The following is a 13509-nucleotide window of genomic DNA, read 5'->3' on the forward strand; positions in this document are numbered from 1 at the left end:
AACTGGATGATTTCGCCATGATAAGACCCCGCCGCGCCGCCCTGTCCGCCGCCTCCCTGATCACCGCGGCCCTGGTCGCCCTCTCCGGATGTACGCCGGACGGCGGCGCGGACAAGGGCGGTGCGGCGAGTCCGACCGCGCAGGTCTCCGTCTCGGCCTCCGCCACGCCGTCGCCGTCCGCCTCGCCGTCCGACAGCCCCAGTGCCACGCCGTCGGCCGCCGCGCCCACGTCCGAGGCCGCCGAACCGCCCGCGCCGACGCGGGCGGCGCCGCCGGTGCCGACGCGCAAGCCGCACAAGGCCGGTGGGGATACGGGTTCCGGTTCGGGCGGGTCGGCCTCCGGCGGTTCCGGTTCCGGTTCCGGTTCCGGTGCGTCGGACGGGGTGATCCTCGCGCCGTCCGGCAACCACTACCGCCGCGGCCAGTTCTGCAAGAAGGCGCACCTCGGTCTGACCACGAAGGACGCCCACGGTGCCACCCTGTCCTGTGAGATGCAGAGCGGGCGCCCGCACTGGCAGTGAGCGGCACGGACGTGCGCCCCGGTCTCAGACCACGTGTGCGGCGATGAGTTGGGCGCAGGTGGCGGGGCCGGTGGCGGTGGTGTCCACCTCGATGTCGTAGGTGACGCCCTGGTGGACCAGTTCGGCCTGGGACGCGGCCATGCCGGTGACCCGGTCGCCGCGCGCGGCCTCGCGTGCGGCGGCCGTCTCCGGGGTGCAGCGCACGCCGACCCACAGCACCGACAGGCCCTTGAGCGTGCGGCGCCAGCCTTCCTGGCCGGCGCCGCCGTTGAGGAAGACCTCGTCCAGGAGGATGCCGGTGCCCGTGCGGGCGATGGCCGCGACGCCCTCCTGCCAGTCGGCCTGTAGCGCGCGGAAGACCGGGCCGACGGTGATGCTGCCGTCGGGGGCGAGGCCGAGGCCCGGCGCGGTTCCGGACGCCTCCGGCGTGACGAGCGACGGCGGCAGGGACGCGATGAAGGAGTCCACGCCGAAGGTCAGCCAGGGGCGGGGCAGGATCTCCTGGAGCTGCCGTATCAGGGTCGAAGTGCCGGAGCTGGACCCGCCGTTCAGGACGACGACGTCGGTGCGGACGGGGGGCTGGGTGCGCGGGTGGCCGGTGGTCATCGGGACACCGTACGCAGCCGGAAGTTCTGCTGTCCTCCGTAATTCCGCGGTCAGGGCCGGGCCGTCTGCTGGAGGACGGTCAGGGCCGAACCGTCCGTCGAAGGGCGGTCAGAGTCGTCCCGTGCGCTGGAGTACCGTCACGTCGCCGGCGGCGCCGACGATGCCGTACACGGCCTTGGGATGGCGCTTGCGGGCGTCCTCCAGGGCCTGTTCGGCCTTGCGGTCGTCGTGCAGTTCCACGGCGATGTAGTCGGGGGCGATGCCCTGGGTGTCCCCTATCCAGAAGACCCGGGTGTGGTCGGTCAGCCGGGAGATGGGCCGTATGTCGGCCTCGACCGTGGCGCCGTTGGGGATACGTTCCAGCAGGTGTTCCGCGGCCGTCGCGGCGGGCGGTTTGCGGTAGGTGCCGGACTCGGTGAGGCGGGCCAGCGGGAGCGTGGTGGTCAGGGCCAGCGCGGCGGCCAGTACGGCGGCGGGCAGGTGGTGGGCGTACGAGCGGACCCAGGGGCGCGTCGAGACCAGTGTCCGCGGCAGCGCGTCGGCCAGGGCCAGGAAGACCACCGGCATCAGGACGGCGTTGTAGTGCCAGTCGATGCCCCAGTAGTGCGGCTCGCGGGAGATGAAACGCCAGCCGATGGTGGGCAGCGCGACCAGCAGGAGCGGGGAGCGGAGCGCCAGGAGCCCGGAGGTGGGCAGCAGGAGCCACAGCAGGGTGCGTACGGCGGTGTCGAACGGGATGCGCGGGGCCGGGCCGGTACCGCCGCCGATCTTGTTCCAGTAGTCGTACGAGCCGGAGCCGTTAAAGGCGGGGATGATCATGCCGAGGGTGACGGCGGTGGCGGCCAGGCCGAAGGTGACCAGCGCGACGGCGAGCGGCACGGCCCGGCGCGCGCGGAGAAGGACCAGCACGCCGATGGCGGCGGCCGTCACCCCCAGGTCCTCCTTGACCAGTACGAGCGGCGCCGCCCAGCACACCGCCGCGGTCCAGCGCCCGCGCAGCACCGCTTCGAGCGCGAAGGCGATGAGCGGTACGGCGAAGGCGATCTCGTGGAAGTCGAAGTCGACGGCCTTCTGCAGGCCCCAGGACAGCCCGTACGCCACGCCGACGGCCAGTCCCCGGGCGCGCCCGAGGAGGCGGACGGCGGTCCGGGTCACCGGCACCGCGGACAGCGCGAAGAGGAAGGCCTGCGCGCACAGCAGGGTGAGGGCGCTGGGGAAGACCCGGTAGACGGGGGCCAGCAGCATCAGGACGGGGCTGAAGTGGTCGCCGAGGATATTGGTGCCCGGCCCCTTGAGGTCGGCCACGGGCGCCCGCAGATGCGCGTAGGCCCGGACCGCCTGCTCGAATATCCCGAGGTCCCACGAGGACGTGGCCATCGCGCGAAAGCGCAGGCCGGAGACGGCGAAGAAGACGGCGAAGAGGGCCGCGGCGGTCCAGTACGGGACGAACCGGGGGCCGAACAGGGCGGCGGCGCGGGTGCGGAGGCGGCCGGGGGCGGGGGCGGGAACGGCCCCGGCGACGGGCAGGGCCGGGGTCCCGCCGCTCGTCGCGGTTGCTGTGGCCGTGTCCATGCGCGTCCTCACTCTCAACTTCCGAAAAGATATCCGAGGCCGTCGAACCGGCCGGTATTGCCGCCTGTTTTGAGATGGGATGTTCCTCTTGCTCCGGATACGGATCGCGTTGGTGCCTCGGGTACGGAATCTGCCTCGGGTACGGAATCTGCCTCGCGTACAGAGCCTGCCCGTACGGAACCCGCCCCGCGCCCGCCGCGGTGGTGCCGTCGCCGCTGCCGGACTGGCCGCGCTGCTCGCCCTCACCGGCTGCACGCCCGACGGCGGCAAGGGCGGCGGTGCCGGGGGAGACGGCGGCGGGGCGCCGGCCGCCGGGGACACCGCGCTGCACGCGGTCGGAACGCTCACCGTCAAGGGCCGCGCGCCCAAGACCGGCTACGCCCGCGACCGGTTCGGCACCGCCTGGGCCGACACCGACGGAAACCACTGCGGGACGCGCGACGACATCCTCAAGCGGGACCTGACCTCGGTGCGGTTCACCGACGGGCACTGCAAGGTGGCGTCCGGGAGGCTGGCCGAGGACCCGTACACCGGCAAGGCGGTCACGTACGAGCGCGGGCGCAGCAAGGTGGACATAGACCACCTCGTAGCGCTGTCGGACGCGTGGCAGAAGGGCGCGCAGCAGTGGCCGGGGCGCAAGCGGGTCGCGCTCGCCAACGATCCGCTGAACCTGATCGCCGCCGACGCCTCCGCCAACCGGCAGAAGGGCGACGGGGACGCGGCGACATGGCTGCCGCCGAACAAGGCGTACCGCTGCGACTACGTGGCGCACCAGGTGGCCGTGAAGAAGAAGTACGGGCTGTGGGTGACGCAGGCGGAGAAGGACGCGATGACGGGGGTGCTGAGCGGGTGCCCGAAGCTGAAGCTGCCGTCTGGTGGCGGGCCGACGGAGGCGCCGGAGCGGTTCGCGGCGAAGTAGCGGGGGACGGTGCACGACAGGCCGCCGGCCCGGTTCCGCGTGCTGCGGTTCCGGGCCGGCGGCCTGTTGGTACGGAGGTGGGTGGGGGCCGTGGCCGGTGGGCGGGGCGGGGGCCGGTGGTCCGGCGGGGGCGGGTGCCGCCGGCCGGTCAGAGGCCGAGCTGCCAGTGGGTGCCCTTGTGGTCGAAGCCCGGGCGGACCTCCACGTCCAGGGTCTTCGCGCCGGCCGGTACGTCGAAGGCGAAGTCGGCGGTGGCGGTTCTGCCCGCGGTCAGGGTGCCGCTGAAGCCGGAGCCGACCTTGCCGTCGTAGATCCGCTCGGCGGTCTTGCCGTCCTTGCCGGCCCGCGCCTCGACCATCACCAGGTCGGCGGAGACGTCCTTGCCGCCCTTGTTCTCCAGCCGGACGGTGACCTTGTAGGACGTGTTGCCCTTCTCGTGGCCCACCGCGAACTCGCCGGCGGTGTACGGGGCCGGCTTGGAGACGGTCACGTTCAGGCCGGTGCTGTAGACGGCGGTGGCGCCGGCCTTGTAGTTCTTTGCGGACGCGCCGTCCTGGCCGTCCTTCGGCTTGGCCTCCGCGTCCTCAAGGGACTTGTTGACCTCCTGCACCGCGTCGTTGACCGCGGTCACCGTGATCACCACGCCGACGACCGACAGGATCAGCGCGATCGCGCCGAAGACCGCGCCGGCGGTCGCCATGCCCTTGTTGGTGGCCTGGCCGCGCTTGGCCCGGCCGCGGCCCACCAGGCCGAAGATCAGGGCCAGCAGGCCGAGGAGGCCGGCCAGCCAGAAGAGCAGCGGGATCAGGCCGCTCAGCGCGCCGATGAGGCCGAGGACGAGCGCGGCGACGCCCAGCCCGTTGCGGGCGGCCTGCTGCGGCGGCATGCCCATCGGGGCCTGCGGCGCGTGCGGGTGGTGCATCTGGTGCGACATGGAGATACGGCCCCTTCCGGGCGCTGGATCGGTGGATCGGTGTGCAGCGGCGCACCGCACGCCGGGGTGAGCCGGCGCCTCCGTGTGAACCGGTGGTGCGGTGGGTCAATAACAGCATTAGCTGTGAACCGAGTCAACACGGTTAACTGGTTCAAGGTAATTCACGTCGTGAAGGGAGTGATGCCGCATTCATGGGTATGCTCGGCGACACACGAAGGTCAGGGGCGAGCGGACGGGAGCCGGCCAGGTGGCGGAGCAAGCAGCAGCGGGGCACGCGACGGAGGTGACCGCCGCCGGGATCGCGCGGCTGGCCGGGGTCGGCCGGGCCGCGGTCAGCAACTGGCGCCGCCGGCACGCCGATTTCCCCAAGCCGGTCGGCGGTACGGAGACCAGCCCCGCCTTCGCCCTCGCCGAGGTCGAGCAGTGGCTGCGCGAACAGGGCAAACTCGCCGAGGTGCCGCTGCGCGAACGGGTCTGGCAGCAGCTCGTCTCGCACCCGGCGGGCACCGCCACCGCCCTGCGGCACGCCGGCGCCGTGCTGCTGTTCGTCCGCGACCGGCCGTCCGCCTGGCGCCAGCTGGACCACGCCACCAACGACATCGAGCTGGCCGGCATGCTGCCCGCCATCCTCGAATCCGTCCTCGCCGCGCACCTGGGCCGCCACCACCCCGTACACGGCCTGACCCGCGACGCCCTGCTGCCGTCCGCCGCCCTCGTCCGGGCCACCGCCGGACTCGCCGCCGAAGGCGACGGCGCCGTCCCGGCGTTCGAGTTCCTGCTCGGCCGCCACCTGGACGCCAACCCCCGGCAGTACACCCTCACCCCGCCCGGCCCGGCCGGTCTGATGGCCGCGCTGGCCGGTGCGCCCCGCAGCGTCCTGGACCCGGCGTGCGGCACCGGCGGCCTCCTCGAAGCCGCCGGAGTCCTCGAAGCCGCCGGAGCCACTGGAGGTCCCGAAGCCGCCGAAGCCGCCGGAGAGCTGTACGGCCAGGAGGCCGACCCCGACCTCGCCGCGCTCACCGCGCTCCGGCTGGCGCTGCGCGCCCCCGGCGCCCAGGTGCGCGTGCACGCCGCCGACACCCTCCGGGCCGACGCCTTCCCGCACCTGGCCGCCGACGCCGTCCTCGCCCACCCGCCGTTCAACGAGCGCAACTGGGGCCACGACGAACTGGCCTACGACCCGCGCTGGGAGTACGGCTTCCCGGCCCGTACGGAATCCGAACTGGCCTGGGTCCAGCACGCGCTGGCCCGGCTGCGTGCGGGCGGCACCGCCGTCCTGCTGATGCCGCCGGCCGCCGCCTCCCGCCGCTCCGGCCGCCGCATCCGCGCCGACCTGCTGCGCCGCGGCGCACTGCGCGCCGTCATCGCGCTGCCCGCCGGCGCCGCACCGCCGTACGGCATCCCCCTGCACCTGTGGGTTCTGCGCAAGCCCGGCGCCGCCGCGCCGCCCTCGCCGCACCTGCTCGTCGTGGACACCGCCGCAGCCACCGCGGGCGGCGCCCCCGGCCGGGACCGCGTGGACTGGCAGGCCGTACGGACCATCGCACTGGAGGCGTGGGAAGCCTTCGACCGGGACGGCGGCGTCGAGGAACAGCCCGGCGTACGGCGGTCGCCGGCCGCCATCGATCTCCTCGGCGACGACGTGGACCTCGCACCGGCCCGCCACCTGCCGCCCCCGCCGGCCGCCGGCGGCCCCGCCGAACTGGCCCGGGTGCGCGAACGGCTGGCCGCCACCCTGTCCCGGACGGCCGAGCTGACCCCCGATCCGGCCGGCGGCCCGGCGGCCGGCCCGCAGACCGCGCCCGCCCGCTGGCCGCTGACCACCGTCGGGGAACTCGCCCGCGGCGGCGCCCTCGTCCTGCGCGCCGGCGGCCCCGGCACCGCGACCGCGGACGCCGCGCCCGCCGTCCTCACCGAGCACGACGTCATCGGCGGTACGGCCCCCAGCGGCACGCTGCCCGAGAGCGCCGGGCCCGCCGAGGAGCCGGTCCTCGTGGCGGCGGGCGACGTCGTGGTACCCGTGCTGGGCGGCGGCGCGGTCGCCCGCGTCGTGGACGAGGCCACCGCCGGGGCCGCCCTCGGCCGCAACCTCTTCCTCCTGCGGCCCGGCCGGGACGCCCTCGACCCGTGGTTCCTCGCCGGGTTCCTGCGCGGCACCGCCAACACCCGGCAGGCCAGCAGCTACGCCTCCACCGCCACCCGCCTGGACGTGCGCCGCCTCCAGCTCCCGCGCCTCCCCCTGGCCGAGCAGCAGCGCTACGGCCGCCGCTTCCGCGAACTGGCCGCCTTCGAGGAGTCCCTGCGACTCGCCGCCCGCCTGGGCGAACAGCTCGTCCAGGGCCTCCACGACGGCCTGACGGAGGGTTCGGTCACGCCCGGCTGATTTCCTACAACCCCGGCGGCGTCAGCGGTGTCGTATATACGCTCGATCACAGCACCCGCAGCACGTCCCCGGCACCGCACCCACCGCGCCGCGCCGGGCCTTGATCCGTCAGGAGCAGTAATGCACGGCCCCGTCACGGCCCCGCCGCCGCACCGTCCCGCGTCCCGCCGGACGGTCGTCCTGCTGCGGGTGGTCTTCGTGGCGCTGGCGGTGCTCAGCCTCGGCTTCCTGGCCTGGGTGACGATGCTGCGCGCCGCCCTCGTGCAACGCCGCCCGCTGGGCTGGTGGCTGTTCGGCACGGACCTGGCCCTCCTCTTCGCCGCCGTCTTCCTGAGCGGCGGCCACGACGAGAATTCCTGGCAGAGCAACACCGGAGCGGTCCTGGTCCTCGTCCAGATGGCCGCGGTCGTGACGTACTACCTCGTGGTCGACGTGCGCGTGCACCGGGCCGCACCCGGCGGGCAGGCGTACGGACCGCTCGGCGCGGGCGCCGCGTACGGCGGTCACCCGGGGCCGGGCCCCGCCCCGGCCGCCATGGCGCCTAGCCCGAACCCGTACGCCGGAGCCCAGCCGCCGAGGCAGGCCCCCGAGCCGCCCCCGCAGGACTGGCCCTACGCGCAGACCCGCACCCAGGGCCCCTTCCAGCCCGGGCCCGCCGCGCACCCCGCGCCGCCGCAGCAGCCCGCCCACTTCCCGCAGCAGGCCGGGTACGAACCGGTGCCCCATCCGTACGACCAGCAGCAGCCCGCCGCTCCGTACGGCGGCCAGCAGCCGCAGCGCATCGACCGGGTACGTGCCGAACTGGACGAGCTGAGCGACTACCTCCGCAAGGAGGAAGGACGTTGAACGGCCGTGTCGTCGCCGAGCGCTACGAACTCTCCGCGCTGCTCGGCCAAGGCGGCATGGGCCAGGTCTGGATCGCCTACGACCGCCGCCTCGACCGCCGGGTCGGCGTCAAACTGCTGCGCCCCGACCGGGTCTCCGGCACCCCGGACGCGGAGGAGATGCGCCGCCGCTTCGTCCGCGAGTGCCGGGTCACCGCGCAGGTCGACCACCCCGGTCTGGTCACCGTCCACGACGCGGGCAGCGACGGCGACGACCTGTACCTGGTCATGCAGTACGTGGAGGGCGCCGACCTCGCCGACCACCTGGCCGAGCACGACCCGTATCCCTGGCAGTGGGCGGTCAGCGTCGCCGCCCAGCTGTGCGCCGTGCTGGCCTCCGTGCACGCCGTGCCGATCATCCACCGCGACCTCAAGCCGCGGAACGTGATGGTCAAGCCGGACGGCACCCTCACCGTCCTCGACCTCGGCATCGCCGCCGCCCTGGACACCGACACCACCCGCCTGACGCACACCGGCTCGCCCATCGGCAGCCCCGCCTACATGGCGCCCGAGCAGGCCATGGGCGGCACCGTCGGCCCGTACACGGACCTGTACGCGCTCGGTGTGCTGCTCCACGAACTGCTCAGCGGCGAGGTGCCGTTCGCCGGCTCCACGGCCCTCGGCGTGCTGCACCGCCATCTGTACGAGCCGCCGGTCCCGGTGCGCAGGCTCCGCGCGGACGTGCCCGAACAGCTGGAGGCGCTGGTGCTGCGGCTGCTCGGCAAGGACCCGCAGCAGCGGCCCGCCGACGCGCAGGAGGTCTACCGGGCGCTGGTGCCGCTGCTGCCCACCGCGTCCCAGGGGCGGGCCGACGCCGGGGCGGGCGCCCCGATGGACCCGACCCGGCCGTTCCTGCACCCGCACGCGCCGTGGCCGGTGCGCGCCGCGGCCCCGGCCGTGCCGCAGCCGGCCGCCGCAGCGCCCGCGGCCGAGCCGTACCTCGCGGCCTCCGCCGCCCCGTCCGCCCCTGCCGCCTCCCCGGCCCCTTCCGTCGGCTTCACCTCGTCGCTCCCCGGCGGCCTCGCCGCCCCGCCGCCCGCCTTCCCGTCTCCGGGGGCCGATCCGCGCGTGTCCGGGGCCGGCGCCGGCCCGTGGAGCACCGGCGCGGCGCCCGACCCGCGGGCCTCATCAGGGGCGGGCGGCGATCCGCGGTCCCCGGGGCCGGGCGGCCCCGACGTCGCCGCGGCGGTGGACGAGGTCAAGCGCCTCCTGGACCAGGGCCGCATCACCCACGCCGTGGACATCCTCGGCGGCATCCTGCCGGCCGCCGCCGCCCGGCACGGCGCGCACTCACCCGTCGTACGGACGCTTCGCAAGCAGTACGCGGCCACGCTCATGGACGACGGCCAGTACCGCCGGGCGCTGCCCGAACTGCGCGCGCTGGCCGAGGAATTCGCGCGCGACAGCGGGCCGGGAGCGGCCCGCCAGGCGCTTCAGTTCCACTACGAGGCCGCGCAGTGCCTGGAACAGCTGGGCGAGGTGACGCAGGCGCTGGACGAGTACCGGGCCCTGCTGCCGCACTTCGAGCGCTACCCGGACGACCCCGTGCGGCCCCTGGAGATCCGCCGGTCCATCGGCCACCTGCTGCTCGCCCTCGGAGAGCGCGGCGCCGCCCACGAGGCGCTGTCCCGCCTCCTGTACGACGCGGAGCGGCTGCACGGCCCGCACGGCGCCTTCCCGGCGGAGATCCGCCGCACCCTGTACTGGCTGGGCCAGGTGCGCGGCTGACCCGGCACGACGGGGAAGGCGGACGGCGGGGAAGGGGTGCGGAAGAGAAACCGCCTTCCGGGCAACTCGTTGGTCGAATCAGTGGCCTGGATCACGCGGACTCTTTAGCATCGGCTTCGATCAACGCCAGGCAGGAAAACAGGTAGGAAAGCCGCACCGTCGTCGCACCGTTGTTGCACCCCGCCAGGAGGCTTGATGTTCCGCCGTAGGACCGCGCTTCCCGTATCCGCCGCCGCCGCGCTGCTGGCCGCCGCCCCGCTGCTCACCGCCTGCGGCACGGACGCGCGTCCCGGCGCCGCGGCCGTCGTGGACGGGCAGCGGATCACCGTCGCACAGCTCCAGTCGCGGGTACGGGACGTCCGCGCCGCCCAGGAGAAGTCGCCGCAGGCCGCCCAACTGGTGGAGAACACCGGGAAGCTGGGGCCCGCCACCCTGAACGGAATGATCTTCGACCGGGTCCTGGAGCGGAACGCGAAGGACGCCGGGGTCACGGTCTCGCCGCGCGCCGTGCAGCAGTGGCGCGCGGCGGCGGAGCGCAGCGCGGGCGGCGCGCAGCGGCTCAAGGAGATGTGGCTCCAGCAGGCCATCGCGCCCGGCGAGATCGACGCGGTGGTCCGCAACCAGCTGCTGCTGGACGGCATCGCCAAGCGCATCGGCGCCGACCGCGGCCAGCCGCAGGGCCAGCAGCGGCTCGCCGAGGAGCTGGCCAGGACGTCCCGGAAGATGGGCATCGACGTCAATCCGCGCTACGGCAAGTGGGACGACGGCCAGGTCATCCTCGGCGAGACCAAGGAGCCGTGGGTCAGGAACGCGCCGGGCGCTGAGCGCCAGCAGACCTGAGCCGGGCGGGGGGGCGGGGCGTGCGCCGACCGGCCGGTAAGGCCAGTGCGGTCCGTACGCCCGCTACCGGCACCGCTACCGGCCCTGCCCCGGCCGGACCGCCGCGCTGTCGGTGCCGTGCGTTACGTTCGTCGGGTGAACGCTGACGCCACCGCCGCCCCCGGCACGCCGCAGGACCCCGGCCCCGGCCGGCTGGTCCTGCTCACGACCAGCCACCGGGTCGCGCCCGGCCTGCTGTCCTGGCCCGCGTGGCAGACGCTGCGCGCCGCCGACCGCGTGCTGTGCGCCGATGACGCCCACCCGCAGCTCCCGTATCTGCGCGAGGCGGGCGTCGCGGTGGAGCCGGCCGTGCCCGGGGCCCGCGAGCTGGTGGAGTTCTGCCGCGCCGGTGGGCGTACGGCCGTCGTCATCACCTCCGCCGACGGTGACAGCGAGCTGACCGACGGGCTGGCCCGGATGGCCGGCTCCGGCCGGGAGACCATGCCCGACCTGGAGCTGCTGCCCGGCTCGTACGACCTGCCGGGCGCCCGGCTGCTCGACCTCGTGCAGATCATGGACCGGATCCGCCGCCAGTGCCCGTGGAGCGGCGTGCGCACCCACGAGGACCTGGCGAAGTACGGCATCGAGGAGATGTACGAGCTGGTCGAGGCCATCGAGGAGGGCGACCGGGAGACGCTGCGCGAGGAGCTGGGCGACGTGCTCCTCCAGGTCGTCTTCCACGCCCGGATCGCCCAGGACGACCCGGACGAGCCGTTCTCCGTCGACGACGTGGCGGGCGTGATCGTGGACAAGCTGGTCCGCCGGCATCCGCACATCTTCGGCGAGGAAGCCGCCCACACCCCCGAGGACGTCAAGGCGCACTGGCTGCGTACGAAAGCGGTCGAGAAGCAGCGCACCTCGGTCACCGAAGGCATTCCGCTCGGCCAGCCCGCCCTGGCGCTGGCGGGCAAGCTGGCCTCCCGGGCCCGCACGGCCGGCATCGACGCCCTCCCGTCGGGCGACGGCATCGGCTACGAGCTGCTCGCCCTCGCCGTACGGGCCGAGGCGTCCGGCACCGACCCGGAGACCGCGCTGCGGGCCGCCGCCCGTACCTACCGGGACGCGATCCGGTCCGCCGAGGAGGCCGCCTCCGGCGCCGCGGACTGAGTGCCGGGCCGCTCGCGGTGCCGCAGCCGTTCGGCCGCCCAGACGGCGGCGACGGCCGCGCTCACCGCCGCGCCCACGACGCACACCCCGCCCCAGCCGGCCGCGCCCCACACCGCCGAGGTGAGTGCCGAGCCCACCGCGCCGCCCACGAAGTAGCTGGTCATATAGGCGGAGTTGAGGCGGTTGCGGGCCTCGGGGCGGACCGCGTAGACCAGGTTCTGGTTGCTGATGTGCACCGCCTGCACCGCCGCGTCCAGGACGATCACCCCGGCCAGCAGGGCGGCCAGCGCCCAGGGACCGCCCGCGCCGCCGGCCGCCAGCAGCGCCCAGGAGCCGAGCAGCAGGAACCCGCCGAGGCCGGTGACCCGGTGGGCCAGCCCGCGGTCGGCCAGCCGCCCGGCGACCGAGGCGGACAGCGAACCGGCCGCGCCCACCAGGCCCAGCAGTCCGATCGCCGATTCCGACCACCCGTAGGAGGGGCCGGACATCAAGAAGGCCATCGCCGTCCACAGCACGCTGAACGCGGCGAAGGACAGCGCGCCGAGCGCGGCCCGCCACCGCAGCACCGGCTCCTGCGCGAAGAGGGCGAGCGTCGAGCGGATCAGCGCCGGGTAGCGCAGGCCGGCGCCGGTGTGCAGGGCGGGCAGCCGCAGCCGCAGCAGGACGGCCATCAGCAGCATCAGCCCGGCGTTGACCCAGTAGACGGTGCGCCAGCCGCCCAGGTCGGCCAGCAGCCCGGCCGCCGTACGGGCCAGCAGGATGCCCAGCAGCAGGCCGGTCATGACGGTGCCGACCGTACGGCCGCGCTCGGCGGGCGCCGCCAGGGAGGCCGCGTACGGGACGACGACCTGCGCGGCCACGGAGGACAGGCCGGTGAGCGCGGTGCCGGTGAGCAGCAGCGCTCCGTTGGGCGCGCTCGCCGTCACGGTCAGGAAGACCGCGGTGGCCGCACACAGGCACACCGCCAGCCGCCGCCGCTCCAGCAGGTCGCCGAGCGGCACGAGGAACAGCAGCCCGAGGCCGTAGCCGACCTGCGCGACGGTCACCACCAGGGCCGCGGTGGCGGCGCCCAGGTGCAGGTCACGGCCGATGACGTCGAGCAGCGGCTGGGCGAAGTAGTTGCCCGCGACCGACAGACCGGTCGCCACGGACATCAGCAGCAGCGTGCCGCGCCCCAGCCGGGACGCGGACTCGGGCGGCGCGGGCCGTGCGCCGCTCCCCTCGGAAACCATCAGGTGCTCTCCCCGGTACCGGGCGGCACCCTGGCGGTATCGCCCGCCGACCAGACTCCGCCGTACCGGGGCGATCGGTCCAACGGATAGTCGTCGTCCCGCTCCCTCGCGGACAGCGACCGGGCGCTGCGGATCCGCGGGCCCGGCCCCGACGCGAATCCGGACCCAGTCGTTCCGGTTGCCCGGGGCATCTGACCGTCCGCTCGTGCCACACCGCTGACCTGCGGTTCCGTCCCCGTACCGGCCGTGCGGGCGCATACCGTACCCGCCCGCGCATCGACCCCGCCGGCCCGGGTACCCGGGTCGAATGACAGCAACGATCGTTTCGGCCACACCGTTCCAGGACCCCACGTCCGTCCAGCAGGCCGTCGACCTCACGCGGGACATGATCGTCGGCACCGGGCCGTTGGTCGCCGGGCTCGTCATCGTCGCGGCACTGATCATCGCCGTGGTCTACGGGCGGCGGCGCCGGGCCCGCGAACCCGCGCCGCCCGAACCCGAGACCCAGCCGACCCCGCCCAGGGACCCGAGCGGGTACGAGAGCGAGCTGCGCGACCCCAACGAGGTGCCGCGGGACGGTGACCACCGCCTGACGCCGCACGAGCTGCCCGACTACGGCAACGCGCCCACCCGCCACGGCGAGGACCAGGACCGGGAGCGCAAGCGCTGGCAGGAGGGGCACAGCGGCTCGTTCGGCAGCGGTTAACGTCGAGGGGTGCGCCAGCAGACCCCGCCCCCCTCCGA

Annotated in this window: 12 protein-coding genes; 8 read left to right on the top strand and 4 right to left on the bottom strand. The window is 74.7% G+C overall.

What is annotated here, in order from left to right; all coding sequences use genetic code 11:
- Positions 1-17 precede the first annotated feature (17 nt).
- Complete coding sequence (locus ACH4FX_RS02515) at positions 18-521, top strand: hypothetical protein (RefSeq protein ID WP_398474331.1); 504 nt, start codon at positions 18-20, stop codon at positions 519-521.
- A 24-nt stretch (positions 522-545) separates the two neighbouring features.
- On the opposite strand, the gene ACH4FX_RS02520 is transcribed toward ACH4FX_RS02515, so the two are convergent.
- Together ACH4FX_RS02520 and ACH4FX_RS02525 are read right to left on the bottom strand one after the other, a co-directional pair.
- Entirely contained in the window at positions 546-1127 is a 582-nt protein-coding gene (locus ACH4FX_RS02520; protein WP_398474332.1) for a chloramphenicol phosphotransferase CPT family protein, read from the bottom strand.
- 108 nt (positions 1128-1235) lie between these two features.
- Complete coding sequence (locus ACH4FX_RS02525) at positions 1236-2699, bottom strand: DUF2079 domain-containing protein (protein WP_398474333.1); 1464 nt, start codon at positions 2697-2699, stop codon at positions 1236-1238.
- A 79-nt stretch (positions 2700-2778) separates the two neighbouring features.
- Between ACH4FX_RS02525 and ACH4FX_RS02530 the strand changes: the two genes are divergently transcribed.
- A complete protein-coding gene (locus ACH4FX_RS02530; RefSeq protein WP_398474334.1) occupies positions 2779-3618 on the top strand; it encodes an HNH endonuclease family protein in 840 nt (279 codons plus the stop codon).
- Between the two features lie 148 nt (positions 3619-3766).
- On the opposite strand, the gene ACH4FX_RS02535 is transcribed toward ACH4FX_RS02530, so the two are convergent.
- Positions 3767-4552: a DUF4190 domain-containing protein gene (locus tag ACH4FX_RS02535; RefSeq protein WP_398474335.1), complete on the bottom strand. Its 786-nt coding sequence runs from the start codon at positions 4550-4552 to the stop codon at positions 3767-3769.
- A 247-nt stretch (positions 4553-4799) separates the two neighbouring features.
- On the opposite strand from ACH4FX_RS02535, the gene ACH4FX_RS02540 reads away from it, so the two are divergent.
- From ACH4FX_RS02540 to ACH4FX_RS02560, 5 genes are all read left to right on the top strand, one after another.
- Complete coding sequence (locus ACH4FX_RS02540) at positions 4800-6935, top strand: N-6 DNA methylase (protein ID WP_398474336.1); 2136 nt, start codon at positions 4800-4802, stop codon at positions 6933-6935.
- A 120-nt stretch (positions 6936-7055) separates the two neighbouring features.
- A complete protein-coding gene (locus tag ACH4FX_RS02545; protein ID WP_398474337.1) occupies positions 7056-7781 on the top strand; it encodes a hypothetical protein in 726 nt (241 codons plus the stop codon).
- Complete coding sequence (locus tag ACH4FX_RS02550; protein WP_398474338.1) at positions 7778-9547, top strand: protein kinase; 1770 nt, start codon at positions 7778-7780, stop codon at positions 9545-9547. The genes ACH4FX_RS02545 and ACH4FX_RS02550 overlap by 4 nt, the downstream gene beginning before the upstream one ends.
- A 195-nt stretch (positions 9548-9742) precedes the next feature.
- Entirely contained in the window at positions 9743-10387 is a 645-nt protein-coding gene (locus ACH4FX_RS02555; protein WP_398474339.1) for a SurA N-terminal domain-containing protein, read from the top strand.
- Between the two features lie 135 nt (positions 10388-10522).
- Positions 10523-11533, top strand: a complete 1011-nt coding sequence (locus ACH4FX_RS02560; RefSeq protein WP_398474340.1) for a nucleoside triphosphate pyrophosphohydrolase — start codon at positions 10523-10525, stop codon at positions 11531-11533.
- Here ACH4FX_RS02560 and ACH4FX_RS02565 read toward each other — a convergent pair.
- The gene (locus ACH4FX_RS02565) at positions 11479-12765 is read right to left on the bottom strand and encodes an MFS transporter (protein WP_398474341.1); all 1287 of its coding nucleotides are present in this window, start codon (positions 12763-12765) and stop codon (positions 11479-11481) included. The genes ACH4FX_RS02560 and ACH4FX_RS02565 overlap by 55 nt on opposite strands.
- A 307-nt stretch (positions 12766-13072) precedes the next feature.
- On the opposite strand from ACH4FX_RS02565, the gene ACH4FX_RS02570 reads away from it, so the two are divergent.
- Positions 13073-13471, top strand: coding sequence for a DUF6479 family protein (locus ACH4FX_RS02570; RefSeq protein WP_398474342.1), 399 nt, complete (start codon positions 13073-13075; stop codon positions 13469-13471).
- Positions 13472-13509: the final 38 nt, after the last annotated feature.

This window comes from Streptomyces sp. NPDC018019 (assembly GCF_044327805.1).
Taxonomy (GTDB): Bacteria; Actinomycetota; Actinomycetes; order Streptomycetales; family Streptomycetaceae; genus Streptomyces.

Bases quoted from the DNA above. Each gene is read 5' to 3' on its own strand.
- ACH4FX_RS02515 (WP_398474331.1), top strand. From the start codon at position 18: ATGATAAGACCCCGCCGCGCCGCCCTGTCCGCCGCCTCCCTGATCACC.
- ACH4FX_RS02520 (WP_398474332.1), bottom strand. From the start codon at position 1,127: ATGACCACCGGCCACCCGCGCACCCAGCCCCCCGTCCGCACCGACGTC.
- ACH4FX_RS02525 (WP_398474333.1), bottom strand. From the start codon at position 2,699: ATGGACACGGCCACAGCAACCGCGACGAGCGGCGGGACCCCGGCCCTG.
- ACH4FX_RS02530 (WP_398474334.1), top strand. From the start codon at position 2,779: ATGTTCCTCTTGCTCCGGATACGGATCGCGTTGGTGCCTCGGGTACGG.
- ACH4FX_RS02535 (WP_398474335.1), bottom strand. From the start codon at position 4,552: ATGTCGCACCAGATGCACCACCCGCACGCGCCGCAGGCCCCGATGGGC.
- ACH4FX_RS02545 (WP_398474337.1), top strand. From the start codon at position 7,056: ATGCACGGCCCCGTCACGGCCCCGCCGCCGCACCGTCCCGCGTCCCGC.
- ACH4FX_RS02555 (WP_398474339.1), top strand. From the start codon at position 9,743: ATGTTCCGCCGTAGGACCGCGCTTCCCGTATCCGCCGCCGCCGCGCTG.
- ACH4FX_RS02565 (WP_398474341.1), bottom strand. From the start codon at position 12,765: ATGGTTTCCGAGGGGAGCGGCGCACGGCCCGCGCCGCCCGAGTCCGCG.
- ACH4FX_RS02570 (WP_398474342.1), top strand. From the start codon at position 13,073: ATGACAGCAACGATCGTTTCGGCCACACCGTTCCAGGACCCCACGTCC.